At 50.0% G+C, this 18,336-nt stretch carries 23 protein-coding genes; 18 read left to right on the top strand and 5 right to left on the bottom strand.

Features of this window, described 5'->3' with window-relative positions; translation table 11 throughout:
* Positions 1–9: 9 nt before the first annotated feature.
* From brxF to LKE88_RS02180, 5 genes are read right to left on the bottom strand one after another with little or no spacing between them, the layout of a single operon-like run.
* Positions 10–432, bottom strand: a complete 423-nt coding sequence (gene brxF / locus LKE88_RS02200) for a BREX-3 system P-loop-containing protein BrxF (RefSeq protein ID WP_276802579.1) — start codon at positions 430–432, stop codon at positions 10–12.
* A gap of 50 nt (positions 433–482) precedes the next feature.
* Positions 483–692 carry a helix-turn-helix domain-containing protein gene (locus LKE88_RS02195; protein ID WP_276802578.1) on the bottom strand — a complete coding sequence of 70 codons (210 nt, stop codon included), beginning with the start codon at positions 690–692 and terminating at the stop codon, positions 483–485.
* Positions 693–726: 34 nt separating this feature from the next.
* Positions 727–2,553 (bottom strand): AAA family ATPase, encoded by a 1,827-nt coding sequence (locus LKE88_RS02190; protein ID WP_276802577.1) that lies wholly within the window; start codon positions 2,551–2,553, stop codon positions 727–729.
* A gap of 4 nt (positions 2,554–2,557) precedes the next feature.
* Positions 2,558–3,001 (bottom strand): ABC-three component system middle component 2, encoded by a 444-nt coding sequence (locus tag LKE88_RS02185; protein ID WP_276802575.1) that lies wholly within the window; start codon positions 2,999–3,001, stop codon positions 2,558–2,560.
* On the bottom strand, positions 2,994–3,998 hold the full coding sequence (locus LKE88_RS02180) for an ABC-three component system protein (protein ID WP_276802574.1): 1,005 nt from the start codon (positions 3,996–3,998) through the stop codon (positions 2,994–2,996). The genes LKE88_RS02185 and LKE88_RS02180 overlap by 8 nt, the downstream gene beginning before the upstream one ends.
* A 442-nt stretch (positions 3,999–4,440) precedes the next feature.
* On the opposite strand from LKE88_RS02180, the gene LKE88_RS02175 reads away from it, so the two are divergent.
* The 18 genes from LKE88_RS02175 (at position 4,441) to LKE88_RS02090 (ending at position 18,333) form a co-directional block, all read left to right on the top strand.
* A complete protein-coding gene (locus LKE88_RS02175; protein ID WP_276802572.1) occupies positions 4,441–4,959 on the top strand; it encodes a helix-turn-helix transcriptional regulator in 519 nt (172 codons plus the stop codon).
* 148 nt (positions 4,960–5,107) lie between these two features.
* On the top strand, positions 5,108–5,317 hold the full coding sequence (locus LKE88_RS02170) for a hypothetical protein (RefSeq protein ID WP_276802570.1): 210 nt from the start codon (positions 5,108–5,110) through the stop codon (positions 5,315–5,317).
* Complete coding sequence (locus tag LKE88_RS02165; RefSeq protein ID WP_276802569.1) at positions 5,253–5,564, top strand: rRNA biogenesis protein rrp5; 312 nt, start codon at positions 5,253–5,255, stop codon at positions 5,562–5,564. Before LKE88_RS02170 ends, LKE88_RS02165 begins: the two co-directional genes overlap by 65 nt.
* Positions 5,554–6,681, top strand: coding sequence for a DUF2800 domain-containing protein (locus LKE88_RS02160; RefSeq protein WP_276802568.1), 1,128 nt, complete (start codon positions 5,554–5,556; stop codon positions 6,679–6,681). The genes LKE88_RS02165 and LKE88_RS02160 overlap by 11 nt, the downstream gene beginning before the upstream one ends.
* Before the next feature lie 13 nt (positions 6,682–6,694).
* On the top strand, positions 6,695–7,270 hold the full coding sequence (locus tag LKE88_RS02155) for a DUF2815 family protein (protein ID WP_276802566.1): 576 nt from the start codon (positions 6,695–6,697) through the stop codon (positions 7,268–7,270).
* Positions 7,271–7,284: 14 nt separating this feature from the next.
* Positions 7,285–7,524: a hypothetical protein gene (locus tag LKE88_RS02150; protein ID WP_168099475.1), complete on the top strand. Its 240-nt coding sequence runs from the start codon at positions 7,285–7,287 to the stop codon at positions 7,522–7,524.
* Between the two features lie 63 nt (positions 7,525–7,587).
* Entirely contained in the window at positions 7,588–8,115 is a 528-nt protein-coding gene (locus tag LKE88_RS02145) for an NUMOD4 motif-containing HNH endonuclease (RefSeq protein WP_276802564.1), read from the top strand.
* Positions 8,112–10,052, top strand: coding sequence for a DNA polymerase (locus LKE88_RS02140; protein ID WP_338076937.1), 1,941 nt, complete (start codon positions 8,112–8,114; stop codon positions 10,050–10,052). Before LKE88_RS02145 ends, LKE88_RS02140 begins: the two co-directional genes overlap by 4 nt.
* Positions 10,053–10,134: 82 nt before the next feature.
* On the top strand, positions 10,135–10,572 hold the full coding sequence (locus tag LKE88_RS02135) for a DUF7768 domain-containing protein (protein ID WP_276802562.1): 438 nt from the start codon (positions 10,135–10,137) through the stop codon (positions 10,570–10,572).
* Positions 10,556–10,882, top strand: coding sequence for a hypothetical protein (locus tag LKE88_RS02130; protein ID WP_276802561.1), 327 nt, complete (start codon positions 10,556–10,558; stop codon positions 10,880–10,882). The genes LKE88_RS02135 and LKE88_RS02130 overlap by 17 nt, the downstream gene beginning before the upstream one ends.
* Positions 10,882–13,149, top strand: a complete 2,268-nt coding sequence (locus LKE88_RS02125; RefSeq protein WP_276802559.1) for a phage/plasmid primase, P4 family — start codon at positions 10,882–10,884, stop codon at positions 13,147–13,149. The genes LKE88_RS02130 and LKE88_RS02125 overlap by 1 nt, the downstream gene beginning before the upstream one ends.
* A 136-nt stretch (positions 13,150–13,285) precedes the next feature.
* Positions 13,286–13,567 carry a VRR-NUC domain-containing protein gene (locus LKE88_RS02120; RefSeq protein ID WP_276802557.1) on the top strand — a complete coding sequence of 94 codons (282 nt, stop codon included), beginning with the start codon at positions 13,286–13,288 and terminating at the stop codon, positions 13,565–13,567.
* Positions 13,548–14,903, top strand: a complete 1,356-nt coding sequence (locus LKE88_RS02115; protein ID WP_276802556.1) for an SNF2-related protein — start codon at positions 13,548–13,550, stop codon at positions 14,901–14,903. The genes LKE88_RS02120 and LKE88_RS02115 overlap by 20 nt, the downstream gene beginning before the upstream one ends.
* Positions 14,900–15,358 (top strand): hypothetical protein, encoded by a 459-nt coding sequence (locus tag LKE88_RS02110; protein ID WP_276802554.1) that lies wholly within the window; start codon positions 14,900–14,902, stop codon positions 15,356–15,358. The genes LKE88_RS02115 and LKE88_RS02110 overlap by 4 nt, the downstream gene beginning before the upstream one ends.
* Before the next feature lie 121 nt (positions 15,359–15,479).
* Positions 15,480–15,860 carry an HNH endonuclease gene (locus LKE88_RS02105; protein WP_276802553.1) on the top strand — a complete coding sequence of 127 codons (381 nt, stop codon included), beginning with the start codon at positions 15,480–15,482 and terminating at the stop codon, positions 15,858–15,860.
* A gap of 129 nt (positions 15,861–15,989) precedes the next feature.
* Positions 15,990–16,556 (top strand): P27 family phage terminase small subunit, encoded by a 567-nt coding sequence (locus tag LKE88_RS02100; RefSeq protein WP_048514392.1) that lies wholly within the window; start codon positions 15,990–15,992, stop codon positions 16,554–16,556.
* A gap of 2 nt (positions 16,557–16,558) precedes the next feature.
* Positions 16,559–17,788 carry a site-specific DNA-methyltransferase gene (locus tag LKE88_RS02095; protein ID WP_276802548.1) on the top strand — a complete coding sequence of 410 codons (1,230 nt, stop codon included), beginning with the start codon at positions 16,559–16,561 and terminating at the stop codon, positions 17,786–17,788.
* Positions 17,788–18,333, top strand: coding sequence for an N-acetylmuramoyl-L-alanine amidase family protein (locus LKE88_RS02090; RefSeq protein ID WP_276802546.1), 546 nt, complete (start codon positions 17,788–17,790; stop codon positions 18,331–18,333). The genes LKE88_RS02095 and LKE88_RS02090 overlap by 1 nt, the downstream gene beginning before the upstream one ends.
* The last annotated feature ends 3 nt before the right edge of the window (positions 18,334–18,336 follow it).

Below are 18,336 nucleotides of genomic sequence, written 5' to 3'. Positions count from 1 at the left end.
TCCTCTCGGCTATACGATGCAAGTAATATCGTAATCGCCTATGTTGTACACCTTATAATCTGGAAAGCCCTCTTCTGCATAAAACAGTTTTCCATCTTCCAGCCTACCGGGCCAAAGGACACTGAACGTTTTTTGCTTGCATGCAGTGACAAATATCTTCAAGACGTCCACCTGATAATCAGGATTGAACAGAACATCAAAGTCTTTTATGACAGCCCCATCAGGCAACCCTAAAATCACTTGGTTAAAGCAGCGTTCCATCTGCACCGTCCGGCGGTTTTTCCGCACCTTTATCAATTCTTCAGCAAGCATCTTGTTTATGGAAACAGATTTTTCTACCATCTCATTGCTGGACACGCAGAATATGATCGGTTTCAACATTCCCGCCTGCTTTTCAGGCAGATAATCACGTGCCCGAATAATTACTCCCATTCTGCGCCTCCTTAAATAATCTCACAACGCGTGTCCCATTTTCCGGACTTTTACTTGTCGTCTGGGACGATTTCCATAATATCTCCAACATCACAATTCAATGCTGCGCAAATCTTGAGTAGAATTTCGGTGTTTACATTTCCACCGTTTCCAAGCTTTGCAACAGACGTTGCGCTAATGCCACTCATTTCACGCAGGCTTTTTTTGTTGATACCTTTATCAATCATAAGTTTCCAAAGCTTGTTATAACTAAATTTCATGGGTTCGCCTCCTGCTTTGCTGTTGCTCACAAATTCATTTAACATCATTTAAAAAACCATACCTACCTGGTTCGCGTCCTTTTACAAATTTTGTTACTGTCGCGCCGGATTTTTCATACGGCAAATGGGGAATGTGATCCAAGTTTTCAATCACTATCAATTGTCCCTCATCCTGATGATTAATAAAGTACTGGAAAAGAGCTGTTCGCATACTTTCTGGTGCTGTTTCATCGATGCCCTCGTCGAAGCCATGTAGCGGGGTATCAATAATAAACATTCTTGGGTCGAACTTCGCGTATTTATAAAGATACTTTCTGAACATTAAGATTACGACTGAGTTCAAATATGCTCTATAGCCTTTTCCATTACTATTTTCCTTGCTTTCGCCATTGACTTCAATATCAAAAATACTCATATCGAAACGAGCGCTCGTAAGATTTTCGTAATTGCATTCACGGAGGATTTGCATGGCGTACTCAGTCATCACGCTTTGAAAGTCATCGTCAAAATACTCCCTGGGGTGATATTCAATCTCATTTTCATCTTCATCAGTAGAGTAGGTGTTGATATCAACAGCGAAATCCTGTGCAAAAGACGACACCAATTTTATTTCGTTAGAAATTTGTATATAAGCCTTATAAGATGCAATAGATTCGCTCAACTGGCTCGCCTTGGGTTGCAATTCCTCTTTTATTAATGCTTCAATATTATCGCGTTTCTGCCGAAGCTCCTTTAGTTTCTCTTCAATTTCCGACTTTTCAGCCAGAACATCCTGCTCAGAACTAATAAGTCCTTCCAGTTGTGCCGCAATTCTCTTTAGTTCTGCTTTAGAAGCATCTATATATGATTTTCTTCCGCGAGGTGCAATCTTACCATCGCAGAAAGGACAATTGGCAGGCTTGGGTACGTTGCTAAGCTCGTTTTCCCCATCTGCGATAAATGAAAGCCGCTTGATATCTGCCGAATACTGCCCCTTAAGTTGTTTAAACCTTGAAAGCAAAATATCACATTCAGCTTCGCGTTCTTCTGTCTCCATGATTGTACTTAATAATGTTTTACTCTCATTTAGAGCGGAGGAAATACCTTCCTCGGCAGTTTCCAAAGATTGCACCAACTCGGCGATCTTTTGCTCAACGTCAATTCCATCAAACAGTTCCAATTGTTTGCTAAGCAGCTCACGACGTTTTGTCGCTTCTTGTATCTTGCCGTTTGCATACTCCGTGATTGCCTTTTTTCGTGCTTGACGTATTTCCTTTTTTGCTTTTGCATCTGTTTCAGAAAAGTCGCGCCCGGTCAACAGATAAAGCAGAGCAGATAAAAAATATGTATTCTCATAATATCTGTGTTGAGGCACAATTATCGATTCTGAATCTCCGACCCGGTCCTCGTCCAAATAGAAGAGCCGGAGGAGACTCTTCCAAGTGAGCCTTTTCTTTTCAAACCGTGAATTAATAACTACCTGCGGCTCAGGATCGCAATTGATGCCCATGAGCATCAGCCAAATGGTGTTCAAGACAGGATGCTTCTGATTCTTCTTGGGTTCAAGATCATATGTATCGCTGCTGATGCCATCTATTTCACTTGTGACCATGGCCTGATTTTTACCAACGGTTCTATCTATAACGAGTTCTTTCCCATCGTAAGTTGAAACAGTCATGCACACCCGGTTAAACCCGGATGATTCTTTAAATGGATTCTTCGTTGACCCGCCGAATGCAAAATCTATGCACTTTGCAACGCAGGTCTTACCCGTATTGGAATGGCCCTCAATAATGTTTAACTTGGGGCAGAATTCGATTGTAGAGTCGCTTTTGGTAGAGCTCTTTGCTACGATTTGTTTAATATAGAATCCTTTTGCCATAGCGCTACCTCCTTAGCGATTGAGTTGACTCATGCGTAATTAAAGTCAACAGATCTACATCACTTTTGGTTTTTGTGCTTCTCACTGTAATTGCCGCAAGTTTACTATATTCTTTTGCATACTCGCTATTTAAGCTGCTGCAAAATTTTCTTCCAGATGGACTGAGCGAATATTGAAACCCCAACTCGTCTCTGCGAACAGCCATCAAGCCGTCAATAACCATGCTCTTTAGAGCTTTATTAACGAGTTCCCGGCGTGTAGCAAATTCGCTGAATCCGAAATCATTCTCGCCATTGATTGACTGTTGAGATAAATGGAATGCGCTGCTGTATACAGTTATAAAATCCAAGGCCGCCGCGCGATCCGCCGTTATGGCATTATCGCACGCAGAAAGCAGTAATACCATCCTGAGCGAAATCTCAAAAGGTGTATTAAAGACTTCATTCATCGGTATTTACCCAGGACTTGATGCGCCCATCATTCACCAAAACATGGCAAATGCCCTTTCTAACCATATTCCTGATCAAATTTGTAGTGCGTGCTAATGTAGACGCGCTAAGCGGCATGGTCAGCATTTTATCAATTACTGCTTGAAGGCGTTTATAGCCGTTCTCATAATCCTGAAGATATGTGTTTTCAACGCCGTCATATGCTTCTTTTTTTAAATTGTTGAATTGATCTTCCCCATCTGAATATACTTCGCGCACAGACCGCTGCAGACTTTCAGCCGCAAAATATGCCTCACGTTGTGAAACAAAATCCTTATGGTAGCGATTCGGCAATTTATCAATATCATCCGGCGTAATTATCATTGACAATGCATCGGCGTAAGCATCACATAAAGCATTGATATATGGCAACTCATATGGTGCAAACTCCTCTTCTGGCGTGAGCTGGATCGGGAGTTCTATTTTTTCGTCCGCGATATGAATAACTCCATCCTCGACATAGACAGAAGTCAAAGGAGCCTCTGCCAGACGCTGACCATATCTATCAACATGAGGAATGTCGCTGGAAGAAATATAATTTCTGCCGGTGGCCATTGCTTCAATTAGTCTGTAGAAAATTTCGGCGCATACCTCATCAACAGTTTCTGCCGTTGATGTAATTTCATGTTTTTTTAGAGCCCCCACCAGGTTCTCCCTGGCTTCCATGTCTACGCTTATAAATTCATCTACAAATTTTGTTTTGGAAAAAAGACTTAGCAGGCGACGGGCATCGTTGACTGCAATCTTTCTGTTACTCTCGCCGTTGTATATCTTGCTTAACAGGTTCGGCGATTTTCCTGACATCGGATTATAATTATCGGCTTCGTCTGCAGCCTCCTCAGATTCGCTTGATGGCTCCCGAATGATTAGGTTGGTGATATACAAGACATAGTCTTGCTGAGTAACGCCGCATCCAATATATGAATGCATCAGCTTTAAAAACTCACTGAATGTCATTACCGCGCCTCCTCTATTTGTACATCACTTGTACATTCATGTCCACGGACGTCAAGTTCGTGGACATTCTATTTTTGTACAATACAAGTGTAAAAGAAGCCGTAAGAGAGCCACCAAGGTGCTTGTTACGAGCCGCTTTTATACATTATACCACCAAATTTCGCAAAGAACAACATTATTTTGTGAACGCGAAAGGAGTTTCTTCAAAGCACACGATATTTTGCGAAATTGATGTGGTCGTCGCCTCAAAGTACATCCGCCGATCACGGATGGTTCAGTGCGATGAGGTGGACAACAGAATAACGTACAGCTGACTACTGAGCAGGAAGCTGCAATCCGAAACGGAGTAATCCGTTAGGACTGCGGACGGCATACTATTGCCATTTTTAGGTCAGCTCTGCAGATTCCTCCGTTTCGAGAAACGACAAACGGAGGAATCTCTATGAAAATCAATGACAACGAATCTACAGAACGCAAAATCTACCTCAAGGACTTGCATCAGTGGGTGCCGGTCAGCAAAACAGATTTTGATAATTACTACCGCGATATCAATGCCTATCGCCGCAGGCAACAGGAACACGGCCGTTGTGTCTGTCCGGCCAGCAAGCGCTATCTCTGCGATATGGACTGCTGCACCTGCCGTTTTCACAAGGGCGGCGATGAGCTTTCCCTTGATTACACTGTCACCGACGAGGATAGCAACGAAAAAAGCTGGCTTGAAGATCTTCCGGATGACAGGCCCAGCGCTCAATTCGTGATGGAGGACCGCGAACTGCTGGACACACTTCTTCATAAGTTGGACGAGCTTGATCCAGAAGGTCGCCGAATCTGTGAGCTTGTGATGGAGGGCCGCTCCGAACGCGACTGCGGCAAGGAAATGGGGATGGCCCGGAATACTTTCGTCTATAAAAGGGACAAGCTGTTTGCCGCACTTGCCGATTATCTGAAGGATTTCATCTAAACTTCAACGCCTCTCTCTGGTTTCTGCTGGAGAGAGGCATCTTTTTTTCAAAAACTTTCTGAGCTTTTCGGCCAAACGGCACTTTGACCTCCATTGGGTAGTGGAAAGAGCAAAAACGACAACCGCTCCTTCCAAGGAGGTGAACGAAATGTACGAAACCAATACCCGGACCAGTGCTGCAGACGAGGAGCTCATTGAAGTTCTGACCACGATCAGCGTCGTGTCCAAACGTCTGGCAAGAAAACTGACCGTACTTGCCAACCAGAGTCAACACAAGGAAGGAGGAAATTCCGATGAGCAAAATGGGCGATATGGCTACTATCATCGAAGAACTGCGGAATGCCGCTGCCGCTATTAACAGCGTGGCAGACTGGCTGAACGGGGCGTTTAGCGCCGCAGAGCCTTCCGAAGAAACACCGGTGACGGAGCCGGCACTAACGCTTGAAGAAGTGAGAGCCGTTCTCGCGGAGAAATCCCGCAAGGGTCATACCGTTGAGATTCGCTCGCTGCTTCAAAAGTACGGTGCAGATAAACTTTCGAAGATTGATCCCGCGAACTACAAGGCGCTGCTTGCTGATGCGGAGGTACTGGACGATGCCACCTAAAGGACATGCAGTGCTCTCAGCATCAAGCTCCGACCGCTGGCTCCACTGCCCGCCGTCCGCACGGCTGTGCGAGAGTTACGAGGACAAGGGCAGTGATTACGCCGCCGAAGGGACCGACGCCCACGCACTTTGCGAATACAAACTTCGTAAGGCGCTGGGGCTGGAAGCTGAGGACCCGACCGAAAACCTGACCTGGTTCAATAAGGAAATGAATGACTGTGCCACTGGCTACGCCGCTTATGTACTCGAACAGGTCGAGGCCGCCAAGCATGTCTGCGCCGATCCGGTAGTGCTCATCGAACAGCGCGTCGACTTCTCCCGCTGGGTGGAGGGTGGCTTCGGAACGGCGGATGCCCTCATCATCGCAGACGGCACCCTCAAAATCTGCGATTACAAGCATGGACTCGGCGTGCTCGTCCGGGCGGAGGAAAATCCGCAGCTCATGTGTTACGCGCTCGGCGCGCTGGAACTCTTCGACAAAATCTACGACATTGAAACGGTCAGCATGACCATCTACCAGCCGCGCCGGGACAACGTCAGCACCTACGAGGTTTCCAAAGATGACCTGTACCGCTGGGCAGATGAAGTTCTGAAGCCTACCGCCGAACTCGCGTTTGCCGGTGACGGTAATTTCCTCTGCGGCGAATGGTGCGGTTTCTGCAAGGCGAAGAACGACTGCCGTGCCCGTGCCGAAGCGAATCTCGCTCTGGCTCAGTATGAGTTCAAACTTCCACCGCTGCTCACGGATGAGGATATCGAAGATATTCTCGCCAAGGTGGATGAGCTTGTCGCATGGGCATCCGACATAAAGAAATACGCCCTGCAGCAGGCGATCAGCGGCAAGTCGTGGAGCGGCTGGAAGTTAGTCGAAGGTAGGTCCAATCGGAAGTACGTCAATGACTCGGTTGTCGCCGACGTTGTTGAGCACGCGGGCTTTGACCCGTATGAACGCAAGGTGCTTGGCATCACCGCCATGCAAAAAATGCTCGGCAAATCCCGCTTTGACGAACTTCTGAGCCCTTACATCGAAAAACCGCAAGGCAAACCAACGCTCGTGCCGGAGAGCGATAAACGACCGGCGATGTCTACGGCAACAGCCGATTTTAATGAAAATTAAGGAGGACAATCTTATGTCTAATAATACGAACAAAGTCAAAAACCCCATGAAGGTCATCACCGGTCCCGACACCCGTTGGAGCTACGCAAACGTCTGGGAGCCCAAAAGCATCAACGGCGGCACTCCGAAATACAGTGTCAGCCTGATTATCCCAAAATCTGATACCAAGACTGTCGCCAAGCTGAAGGCCGCCATTGAAGCTGCCTACCACGAGGGCGAATCCAAACTCAAGGGCAACGGCAAGACCGTACCGCCGTTGGCCGCAATCAAGAATCCACTGCGCAATGGTGATGCCGAGCGTCCGGACGATCCCGCTTATGCCAATGCCTACTTCATCAATGCCAACTCCGCTACGGCACCCGGCATCGTGGATGCAGACCTCAATCCGGTCCTGACCCGTTCTGAGGTCTACTCCGGTGTCTACGGCCGCGCCAGCATCAACCTGTATGCCTTCAACAGCAACGGCAACAAGGGTATCGCCTGCGGCCTCAACAATCTGCAACTTATCCGCGCTGGGGAACCTCTCGGCGGCAAAATGAGCGCAGAGGACGACTTTGCTACTGACAACGATGACGACTTTTTGAACTAAGGAGGGAAACAACTATGACTACATTGCAGACAATTTTGGTAACCGTGCTTATCGCCATTTGGCTTATCTTCAGCGTTGTGTTCCTGATCACCGCAATTCAGAGCTGGATCTACGACCGCAAGCGTGAAAAGCGTGAGCAGGAATCCGCCGCCCGCGATATCGAGTACCGTAAGGAACGCGACAAACGTGAGCAGGAACAGGCTGCCCGTGATGAGGAATACCACCAGAAGCGTATGGAGCAGTTAAATAAGTAAGGTCTGACCCGTGGGTGGTGGGAGCAATCTTGCCACCCTTTCGAGTTATGAAAGGACGATTATATGAAAAACGAAATATGGAAAGACATACCCGGCTATGAGGGTGAATATCAGGCAAGCACTATGGGCCGCATTAAAAGCCTTAAGCGCATGGCCGTCAGCAAGAATTGGTATACAGGAAAGCCATTCTACCGTACTATTCCAGAACGAATTCTAAAACCCGGTCGCTATTGTAAGTGTGGTCATGTTTCTGTAATTCTTCGCAAAGGCACCAATGGTAAACCTGTACACCAGCTCGTTATGAAAACTTTTGTTGGAGAGCCTCCAAAGCGTATGGAGGTTCTTCATTTAAATGGTATACCGACTGATAATCGTTTATCTAATCTTCGCTATGGTACCAGAACCGACAACATCCTTGATGTTTATAGACAAGGGAAGCTATGGAGAAAGCTGTCTGTTGATGATGTTGGAGCGATTCGATTTGGAATTTGGTGTGGCATACGCGGCTCGGACCTTGCTGCCATGTATGGTGTGTCACAGTCGATTATCAGCGCCATAAAACACGGGAGGATATTTTCATGGCTACCATAACATCATTGTCCGTGGACTTGGAGACTTTCAGTAGCATCAACCTCTCAAAATCAGGCGTTTACCGCTATGTGGAGGCTCCTGACTTTGAGATTCTGCTCTTTGGCTACAGCGCCGACAACGGCCCTGTACAAACCATCGACCTTGCCTGCGGTGAAAAGCTGCCGGATGAAATCAGAGCCGCACTCACGGATGAATCCGTAACGAAGTGGGCCTTCAACGCCAGCTTTGAACGGATCTGCCTATCCCGGTATCTTGGCTTACCGACCGGCGAATATCTCGAGCCCGCCCAATGGCACTGCTCCATGATATGGGCTGCCACAATGGGCCTGCCGCTTTCGCTGGAAGGCGTCGGCACGGTCCTCGGTCTTGAAAAGCAGAAGCTGACGGAAGGAAAAGACCTCGTCAAGTTTTTCTGTCGGCCCTGCGCACCGACAAAAGTGAACGGCCAGCGTATCCGAAACTACCCGTACCATGCACCGGAGAAATGGTCCATGTTCAAAAAATACAACGTTCGGGATGTCGAAACGGAAATGGCGATTCAGGCCAAGCTCGCAAACTTCCCGGTGCCGGAATCCGTGTGGGATGAATACCATCTGGATCAGGAAATCAATGACCATGGCGTTGCCTTGGATATGACACTGGTCAGACAGGCAATCGACATGGACGGCCGGTCCCGCGAAAAGCTCACTGCCGCGATGAAAAAACTGACGAAGCTGGATAATCCGAACTCAGTGCAGCAGATGAAGCAATGGCTCTCCGACAATGGGCTGGAAACCGATACGCTCGGCAAAAAAGCCGTCGCCGAACTTCTGAAGATCGCGCCGGAGCCGCTCGGCGAGGCGCTTTCCCTCCGGCAGCAGCTTGCCAAATCGTCCGTGAAAAAATACCAGACGATGGAGACTGCTGTTTGCGCCGATGGCCGCGCCCGTGGGATGTTCCAGTTTTATGGCGCGAATCGGACCGGCCGCTGGGCAGGCAGGCTGATTCAGATGCAAAACCTGCCTCAGAACCATCTTCCCGATCTGAAACAGGCCCGTGCCCTTGTGCGTTGCGGAGATTTTGACGCGCTGGAACTTCTCTATGAAGATATCCCGGACACGCTTTCGCAGCTCATCCGCACAGCCTTTGTGCCGAGAGTCGGTACAAAGTTCATTGTATCGGACTTTAGCGCCATCGAAGCCCGCGTGATCGCGTGGCTGGCCGGAGAAAACTGGCGAACCGAAGTATTCAAGAAAGGCGGCGACATCTACTGCGCCAGCGCCAGTCAGATGTTCAAGATCCCTGTCGAAAAGCACGGCATCAACGGTCACCTGCGGCAAAAAGGAAAAATCGCGGAATTGGCGCTCGGCTACGGCGGCTCGGTCGGGGCGCTCAAAGCGATGGGAGCTTTGGAAATGGGACTCACAGAGGAGGAACTTCCTCCGTTGGTTGACGCATGGCGGCAGTCCAATCCAAACATCGTAAAACTCTGGTGGGATGTGGACCGTGCCGCAATGGAGGCTGTTCGCAATAAACATACCAATACAACGCACGGCATTATCTTCTCCTGCCAGAGCGGCATGCTTTTTATCACGCTGCCCTCCGGCCGAAAGCTCGTCTACGTCAAACCGCATATCGGCGAGAACAAATTCGGCGGCAGTTGCATCACCTACGAAGGTGTCGGCGGCACAAAGAAATGGGAACGACTCGATTCCTATGGTCCAAAATTTGTGGAAAATATCGTGCAGGCGACCAGCCGGGATATCCTGTGCTATGCCATGCAGACGCTTCGGAACTGCTCCATTGTCATGCATATCCACGATGAACTGGTCATTGAGGCTGATCCGCGTATGTCTCTGCAGGCGGTCTGCGATCAGATGGGTCGGACGCCGCCGTGGGCAAAGGGCCTTCTGCTACGGGCGGATGGCTATGAAACGGATTTTTATAAAAAAGACTGAGAAATTTTCGGCCAAGGCGGGTTTTCGGCTCCATTGGGTAACAGAGGTGGACTAAAAGCCTGCCCGGAAAGGAGGCTCATAAATGAGTATCGATAAACGTAACGCTGAGGGCTACCATGACCCAACTGCCTATGAAGCCCTTACGCTGATTGAAAAAGAGAAACACGCGCTCCGCGCTTTCCGGCCAATCGTATATATCTGTTCTCCCTATGCGGGAGTCATCGAAAAGAACGTAAAGGCTGCGCGAGGTTACAGCCGGTTTGCTGTGGACAAGGGTTTCATCCCGATCGCGCCGCATCTGCTGTTTCCGCAGTTTCTGAATGACGCCGATCCGAACGAACGTGAACTTGGGCTGTTCTTCGGAAATGCGCTCATGAGCAAATGTTCAGAGGTCTGGGTGTTCGGCAGCAATATCTCGGCTGGCATGCAGGCAGAGATCAAACGAGCCAGGTGGAAAGACTACCGCCTGCGTTATTTCACAGAAGAATTGGAGGAGGTACAAGATGTTTGCAATCACTGAAGGTACGCGCCGCATAGGCGGCATTGAAATTCCTACTTATAAGCGCGAGGTCGTGAGCGCCAATATTCTCGAAGTAGAGGCGGGCACAAATGGTTATCAGGGTGGCGACGGTGGACACGGCAGCCGCACCTATTTTCGCATCAAAGATCTGGCCTCCACAGAGATGGATGTCCATGTGACGCGGGACAAGTTTGGCAGCGAGGGTTTCGAAGTTACCCTCGGCGGCGACTGTGAGCTTGAAACGATCATCACGGCGCTCAAATTCATCACCAAGGTTCTGGAGGACGGTTCGAAAGAGGTGCATGACTGATGTTCACCCTGTATAGTTCCGACATCATCGGCAATCCCGGCAACTGCTCCTATCCCAATAAGACCGTGATTACGGATGAAGACAGCCTGCGGGCGGCGGTCTGCCACGACTACGTCTGCGCTGAGTACAAAAACAGCTACCGAAGCGGTGACAATTTTCTCGGCGCGGATTGTCTCCCGGTCGACTGTGACAACGACCACTCTGAAAACCCGGAGGATTGGGTACTGCCTGCGGACGTCGCCGCTGCCTTTCCAGACGTCTGCTTTGCGGTCCACTACAGCCGCTACAATATGCGCGAGAAAAACGGAAAGTCCGCCCGGCCGAAGTTTCATATCCTTTTTGCGATCACACGCATGACAGACGCGGCCGCTTACGGCGGCATGAAGAAGCTGGTCAACTCTATCTTTCCATATTTTGATATACAGGCGCTGGATGCCGCACGTTTCTTCTTTGGCACGGCTTCGACCGACGTTGAAATTTTCCCCGGCAGCATAAATTTGACCGAGTTTCTGGAGGATGACGACTTTGATGCAAATATGGCAGGAGGCCATCAAGCCAGTCTGGTTATACCGGAAGGCAGCCGCAACGCAACCATGTCCCGTTTTGCCGGGCGGGTCATCAAGAAATACGGCGACAGCGAAGAAGCTTACCAGTGCTTCCTCGACGAGGCTGCGAAATGCATACCCCCTCTGGAAGATTCCGAGCTTTCGACCATCTGGCACAGCGCCCAGCGGTTTTACGCCAGAGTCCAGCAACAGTCCGGGTACGTTTCACCGGAGGTTTACAACGACGACACCTCCTATAAACCGGCAGATTTCTCCGACGTCGGACAGGCCGAGGTGCTTGCCAAGCATTTCTCTGGTGAACTGCGATACTCGCCAGCCACCCATTTCATCCGGTACACAGAACACTACTGGAAGGAAACTGAACCCGGAGCACAGGCCGTCGCTCATGAACTGACCCGCCGCCAATTGGAGGAAGCCGCGAAGGATATGCACGAGGCGATGAAAGCCCTGACGGACTGCGGCGCTCAGGGAATCCTCGATACAACTTCAAAGGCCAAGGCCCTGTTCAATGATACGCAGACTGAAGCCTACACTGCCTTCCTCGCAGCAAAGGCATATCAGTCCTTTGCAATCCGCCGCCGTGATTCCAAGAATATTACCGCGACGCTGAAGGAAGCGCACCCCATGTTGGAGATTTCGCCTCGTGATCTGGATGCGGACTGCTTTGCCCTCTGTACCCCGACCGCAACCTATGATCTCCGCAAAGGTATCGCTGGAGCGAGGGAACATTCCCCGGAGGACTATATCACCAAGATCACGTCCGTTTCACCCAGCAGTAAAGGCGAACAGCTCTGGCATGACAGCCTGAACCTAATCTTCTGCAAGAATCAAGAGCTCATCAACTATGTCCAAATGATCTGCGGACTGGCCGCTATCGGGAAGGTCTTTGTGGAAGCTCTCATCATCTCTTACGGCTGCGGGCGGAACGGCAAATCGACCTTTTGGAATGCTGTCTCCCGTGTGCTGGGCCTTTACAGCGGCAACATCTCTGCCGATACGCTGACGGTCGGCTGCCGAAGGAATATCAAGCCAGAAATGGCGGAGGTCAAAGGCAAGCGTCTGCTGATCGCGGCGGAAATGCAGGAAGGCGCAAGGCTCAACGACTCTACCGTCAAACAGCTCTGCTCCACCGACGATGTATTTGCGGAGAAAAAGTACAAGGACCCGTTCAGCTTCACGCCCTGCCATACATTGGTGCTCTACACCAACCATCTGCCGAAGGTCAGCGCTTCCGATGACGGTATCTGGCGCAGGCTGATCGTCATCCCGTTCGACGCCAAGATCGAAGGTACCAGCGACATCAAGAATTACGGCGAGTATCTTTACAACAACGCCGGTGAAAGTATCCTCACTTGGATCATCGAAGGTGCCCGGAAGGTCATCGCACTTGACTACAAAATCCCAGTCCCGGCATGCGTGAAGAAAGCGATTGCAGAGTACCGGGCGCAGAACGACTGGTTTGGCCATTTTCTTGAAGACAAATGCGAGCTTGATGCTGGTTTCCGTGAAAGCTCCGGTGCCTTATATCAGGCATACCGTAATTACAGCATTGACACAAACGAATATGTCCGCAGCACTGCAGATTTCTATTTTGCACTGGAGAATGCAGGCTTTAAGAGAACTAACCCCAGAGGGAAGCGATTTTTTATTGGTTTGCGGCTAAAAACGGATGATGGAGATTTTGAAGATTTTCTGAAATAACTACCAAATGTTGACCTCGACGACCTCTTTTACAGGAACTTTTCTTAGGGACATAAAAATTGATATAAAAAAAGTCTGTATATCGAGGTCGTCGAGGTCAACACCCCAGTTAAAAATCCTGATGGAGGACCTGAAAATGAGAGAAAAACAGATTGAAGCAAAATTAACACAGGCGGCAAAGATGTTGGGCGGTATTGCGCCAAAGTTCGTAAGTCCCGGGTGTGATGGCATGCCGGACCGGATTGTGCTTCTCCCCGGAGGCCACATGGCCTTCGTGGAAGTCAAGGCTCCAGGCAAGGTGCCGCACCCGCTACAGACAGCAAGACACGAACTGCTTCGTCGGCTGGACTTCAAAGTCTATGTGCTTGACCGACCAGAGCAGATTGGAGGGATGCTGGATGAAATACAAACCTCATGAATACCAGCGATATGCCATCGACTACATCGAAACGCATCCGATATCCGCCGTTCTGCTTGATATGGGCTTGGGCAAAACATCCATTGCCCTGATGGCCATGAACGATCTGCTGTTTGACAGCTTCAAGGCACACCGCGTTCTGGTCATCGCGCCTCTCCGGGTAGCACGGGACACATGGCCAGCAGAAATCCAGAAATGGGACCATCTGCATAACTTAACGTATGCCGTTGCTATTGGTACGGCTACGGAACGAAAAGCCGCACTCTTGCAGCAGGTCAATATCCACATTATCAATCGCGAGAATGTGCCTTGGTTGATAGAAGATTCCGGCATCCCCTTTCATTATGACATGCTGGTAATTGATGAACTCTCCTCTTTTAAATCATATCAAGCAAAACGGTTTCGGAGTCTATTAAAAGTTCGTCCCAAGGTAAAACGCATCGTAGGACTGACAGGTACGCCTTCTTCAAATGGCCTGATGGATCTATGGGCAGAGTTTCGCCTGTTGGATATGGGACAGCGACTTGGTCGTTTTATCACCCATTACCGGAGTGAATTTTTCCAACCGGATAAACGGAACCAACAGATGATCTTTTCTTATAAGCCAAAACCCGGTGCGGAAGAAGAAATCTATCGGCGTATCGCAGACATCACCATTTCCATGAAAAGCAAGGAGTATCTGACTATGCCAGCAGTAGTACGAAATGAAATCAGTGTACAACTCTCGAAGCGGGAACGAAACATGTATGATACCTTGTGTTCCCAGCTTGTGCTTTCACTAGATGGGAAAGAAATTGATGCCGTAAACGCGGCTGCCTTATCAAACAAGCTATGCCAGATGGCAAATGGTGCCGTCTACGATGCGGAAAAGCGAATCATTCCCATTCATGACCGAAAGCTCGATGCCCTGGAGGATATTCTTGAAGGTGCCAATGGCAAACCCGTATTGATTGCGTATTGGTTCAAGCATGATCTGATACGGATTCAGCAACGGTTTACGGTGCGAGAAATCAAGACTTCACAAGATATAACAGATTGGAACGCTGGTGTTATTCCTGTTGCTATTCTCCACCCCGCCTCTGCCGGACATGGTCTAAACCTGCAACAAGGCGGATCCACTCTCGTCTGGTTTGGACTAACCTGGAGCTTGGAATTATACCAACAAACGAATGCCAGACTCTGGCGGCAAGGACAAACGGATACGGTCGTCATTCATCACATTCTGACTGCCGGAACCATAGATGAAACCATTATGAAATCATTGAAAGAAAAAAACAAAACCCAGGCTGCACTGATTGATGCAGTCCGGGCCAGCTTGCAAGGAGGCAGCCTATGAGTGTTATCTGGAAGTATCTGAATAAACGAAGCGGTGCTATTGATGCCATCCGGGATTACGACAGCACGCAGTTCATCATCGAAAATACCAGCGAGGATATCAAGCAGGCATATGCTGCCATGACCAGCCTGCATCCGTCCGGTTTCGATGGGATGCCGCACTCCAGCAACCCGCATGCCGTAGAAGATCATATCATCTCCGGTCTGGCAGACATCGATATCCTGAAGGAACGTTACCGGCAGGCGTTGGAGTACATGGCATGGTTTCAGCCCGCATGGGAGAAACTAAGCAGTGACGAGCAATATGTACTGCAAACCTTCTATGCTGATGAGGATGCACAAACGAGCGCTGTCTATGCCATCGCTGATCATTTCCACATCGAACGGTCGTCTGCCTACAAAAGGAAGAATCGTGCATTAGCTAAGTTTGCTATTCTTTTATTTGGAAAGACATGATGTCCAAAATCGCGGACGCATTTATTCATTTGACGTGGCATACTAATAGCATGAAAGTGTGAGAGAGGCCTTCGAGGGAGCGATCCTTTGAAGGCTTTTGCTATGTCTGGAGATGAACATTGTGCCTTGGAAACCAAAGAAACCGTGTGCCTACCCTGGTTGCAGGGAGCTGACCGTGAACCGGTACTGCGAGCAGCACCAAAAATTAATGGACAAACGTTATGACGCGTACGAGCGCAGTCCTGTCAGCAAGAAACGGTACGGCAGAGCGTGGAAGCGCATCCGGGACCGGTACATCGGAAAACATCCTCTGTGTGAGATGTGCCTGAAGAACCACAAAACCACAGCGGCAACGGAGGTGCACCATATCCGTCCCCTCTCCCGCGGCGGCACTCACGACGAGGATAACCTTATGGCGCTGTGCAAGCCGTGCCACTCAATGATAACCGCCGAGATGGATGACCGTTGGCATCATGCCAGAAAGGAATACCGTTACGAATGACTACGCTTCGCCAGGAGGGGCGGTCCAAATCTCTGGCGCGCCCAAATGCTAGACCGGTGCTGGGGTCACACGCACAAAAATTGCAGTTCAAACGGGGGATTTACCGCATGGGAAAGGAGTTGAACAACCATGGCCAAGGACGGAACCAATCGCGGCGGCAGACGGATCCGCGCCGGGGACAAGCCGGAGGCGCTGGCCGATAAAATCGACAAGGGAAAAGCAGCCACCATTATCGACCTGCCGACGCCTGCCTTAGAAGGTGCCGAGTTAAACGATGCCGCAGATCTCACCGGCGAGGATATGCCGAATCCCAGTGACTATTTGTCTGCCCGGCAGCGGGACGGCAAGCCGCTCGGTGCGGACGACTTGTTCCGTCAGACCTGGCAATGGCTGAAGGACCGCGGCTGCGAACGGCTCGTCAATCCCCGGCTGCTGGAAGCCTATGCCCAGGCATTCGCCCGGTATATCCAGTGCGAAGAAGCCATCAGCACCTATGGACTGCTCGGCAAGCACCCCACGACCGGCGGTGCGATTACCAGTCCATTTGTGCAGATGAGCCAGTCATTCCAGAAGCAGGCGAACCTGCTCTGGTATGAGATTTTCGATATCGTCAAGCAAAACTGTACCACAGCATTTGTAGGAAGTCCGCAGGATACGATGATGGAACACCTGTTGCAGGCACGGAAAGGAAAATAATTATGGAACTGATCAAAAAGAACATACAAGACCTCGTCCCGGCAGCCTATAACCCGAGAAAGGATTTGCAGCCGGGAGATCCGGAGTACGAAAAACTGAAACGCTCGCTGGATGAGTTCGGCTACGTCGAGCCTGTCATTTGGAACAAGCACACCGGCAACGTGGTCGGCGGGCACCAGCGCTTGAAGGTGCTCCAGCAGGAGGGCATCTCGGAAATCGACTGCATCGTCATCGACATGGACACCGAAAAGGAAAAAGCCCTAAACATCGCCCTTAATAAAATCAGCGGCGATTGGGATACGGATAAATTAGCGCTGCTCATTACCGACCTGCAGGGCAGCGACTTTGATGTATCGCTTACCGGGTTTGATCCGGCGGAACTGGACGACCTGTTCAAGGACGATATAAAGGATGGTGTACATGATGATGATTTTGATGTGGATGCCGAGCTTCAAAAACCGGTATTCTCCAAGACCGGTGATGTGTGGCAGTTGGGAATCCATCGCCTGCTCTGCGGCGACAGCACCCAGCCGGAAACATACCAGCGATTACTGCAGGGAACACCGGTCAATCTGGTGGTCACTGATCCGCCATATAATGTCAACTACGAAGGCCGGGCCGGAAAAATCAAGAATGACCATCTGCAGGACGACAAATTCTACCAATTCTTATATGATGCGTTCACCTGCATGCACACCGTCATGGCAGACGATGCCAGTATCTATGTATTCCACGCCGACACCGAGGGACTTAACTTTAGAAAAGCCTTCTCGGATGCCGGTTTTTATTTGTCCGGCTGCTGCATCTGGAAGAAGCAGTCGCTGGTGCTGGGACGCTCTCCCTACCAGTGGCAGCACGAGCCGGTGCTTTACGGCTGGAAGAAGAAAGGAAAGCATGAATGGTACACCGGACGGAAGGAATCCACTATATGGGAGTTTGACAAGCCTAGGAAAAATGCGGACCATCCCACCATGAAACCAATACCGCTTTTAGCCTATCCCCTCCTAAATTCCAGCATGACCGGCTGCACCGTGCTGGATCCATTTGGCGGCAGCGGCTCAACGCTGCTGGCTTGCGAGCAGACGAAACGATGCTGCTATATGATAGAACTCGATGAAAAGTTCTGTGATGTGATTGTAAAACGGTATATCGAGCAGATCGGCTCAAGCGAACAGGTAACTGTAACGCGGAATGGAAAAACGTATACCTATACTGAAATGGAGGCAACATAATGCGTGTATGTATCAACCCCGGGCATGACCGGGAACGGGACAGCGGCGCGGTGAACCCAAACACCGGACTGCGGGAATGTGATGTGGCTGCTACGATTGGCAGTCTCGTCCAAACATATTTGGAGACGGCAGGCTGCGAGGTGCAGCTCCTGCAAAGTGATAATCTGGCTGGGGAAACACCGGATCTGCCCTGTGTGGTGGATACAGCAAATACATGGCCTGCTGATGTATTCGTCAGTTTGCATTGCAATGCCGACAGCGGCTGCGCCAGCGGTACAGAAACGCTTATCTATGCCAACAACAGCGGTTCGTCCCCGCAGCTTGCCGCCTGCATCCAGTCGCAGATTGTGCAGAGCCTCGGCACGGTAGATCGCGGCCTAAAGGAACGGCCCAACCTCATCGTGTTGAAAGATACCACGATGCCCGCCGTTCTGGTGGAAACAGCTTTTATTGATAACGAGGATGATGCCGCGCTGCTTACGAATAACGCGGATGATTTCGCCCGGGCCATTGCCCGCGGCATAACAGATTTTGAAGGGAGATAGAAA

The sequence above is a fragment of the Acidaminococcus hominis genome, from assembly GCF_022484025.1.
In the GTDB taxonomy this organism is placed as follows: Bacteria; Bacillota; Negativicutes; order Acidaminococcales; family Acidaminococcaceae; genus Acidaminococcus; species Acidaminococcus hominis.
The sequence above is the reverse complement of the archived record's forward strand: the minus strand, read 5'-3'. Positions and strand labels throughout refer to the sequence as shown.

Bases quoted from the DNA above. Each gene is read 5' to 3' on its own strand.
- LKE88_RS02190 (WP_276802577.1), bottom strand. From the start codon at position 2,553: ATGGCAAAAGGATTCTATATTAAACAAATCGTAGCAAAGAGCTCTACC.
- LKE88_RS02110 (WP_276802554.1), top strand. From the start codon at position 14,900: ATGAGTGTTATCTGGAAGTATCTGAATAAACGAAGCGGTGCTATTGAT.
- LKE88_RS02095 (WP_276802548.1), top strand. From the start codon at position 16,559: ATGGAACTGATCAAAAAGAACATACAAGACCTCGTCCCGGCAGCCTAT.
- LKE88_RS02130 (WP_276802561.1), top strand. From the start codon at position 10,556: ATGTTTGCAATCACTGAAGGTACGCGCCGCATAGGCGGCATTGAAATT.
- LKE88_RS02165 (WP_276802569.1), top strand. From the start codon at position 5,253: ATGAGCAAAATGGGCGATATGGCTACTATCATCGAAGAACTGCGGAAT.
- LKE88_RS02180 (WP_276802574.1), bottom strand. From the start codon at position 3,998: ATGACATTCAGTGAGTTTTTAAAGCTGATGCATTCATATATTGGATGC.
- LKE88_RS02125 (WP_276802559.1), top strand. From the start codon at position 10,882: ATGTTCACCCTGTATAGTTCCGACATCATCGGCAATCCCGGCAACTGC.
- LKE88_RS02195 (WP_276802578.1), bottom strand. From the start codon at position 692: ATGAAATTTAGTTATAACAAGCTTTGGAAACTTATGATTGATAAAGGT.
- LKE88_RS02100 (WP_048514392.1), top strand. From the start codon at position 15,990: ATGGCCAAGGACGGAACCAATCGCGGCGGCAGACGGATCCGCGCCGGG.
- brxF (WP_276802579.1), bottom strand. From the start codon at position 432: ATGGGAGTAATTATTCGGGCACGTGATTATCTGCCTGAAAAGCAGGCG.
- LKE88_RS02120 (WP_276802557.1), top strand. From the start codon at position 13,286: ATGAGAGAAAAACAGATTGAAGCAAAATTAACACAGGCGGCAAAGATG.
- LKE88_RS02185 (WP_276802575.1), bottom strand. From the start codon at position 3,001: ATGAATGAAGTCTTTAATACACCTTTTGAGATTTCGCTCAGGATGGTA.
- LKE88_RS02145 (WP_276802564.1), top strand. From the start codon at position 7,588: ATGAAAAACGAAATATGGAAAGACATACCCGGCTATGAGGGTGAATAT.
- LKE88_RS02135 (WP_276802562.1), top strand. From the start codon at position 10,135: ATGAGTATCGATAAACGTAACGCTGAGGGCTACCATGACCCAACTGCC.
- LKE88_RS02155 (WP_276802566.1), top strand. From the start codon at position 6,695: ATGTCTAATAATACGAACAAAGTCAAAAACCCCATGAAGGTCATCACC.
- LKE88_RS02170 (WP_276802570.1), top strand. From the start codon at position 5,108: ATGTACGAAACCAATACCCGGACCAGTGCTGCAGACGAGGAGCTCATT.
- LKE88_RS02150 (WP_168099475.1), top strand. From the start codon at position 7,285: ATGACTACATTGCAGACAATTTTGGTAACCGTGCTTATCGCCATTTGG.
- LKE88_RS02090 (WP_276802546.1), top strand. From the start codon at position 17,788: ATGCGTGTATGTATCAACCCCGGGCATGACCGGGAACGGGACAGCGGC.
- LKE88_RS02160 (WP_276802568.1), top strand. From the start codon at position 5,554: ATGCCACCTAAAGGACATGCAGTGCTCTCAGCATCAAGCTCCGACCGC.
- LKE88_RS02115 (WP_276802556.1), top strand. From the start codon at position 13,548: ATGAAATACAAACCTCATGAATACCAGCGATATGCCATCGACTACATC.
- LKE88_RS02175 (WP_276802572.1), top strand. From the start codon at position 4,441: ATGAAAATCAATGACAACGAATCTACAGAACGCAAAATCTACCTCAAG.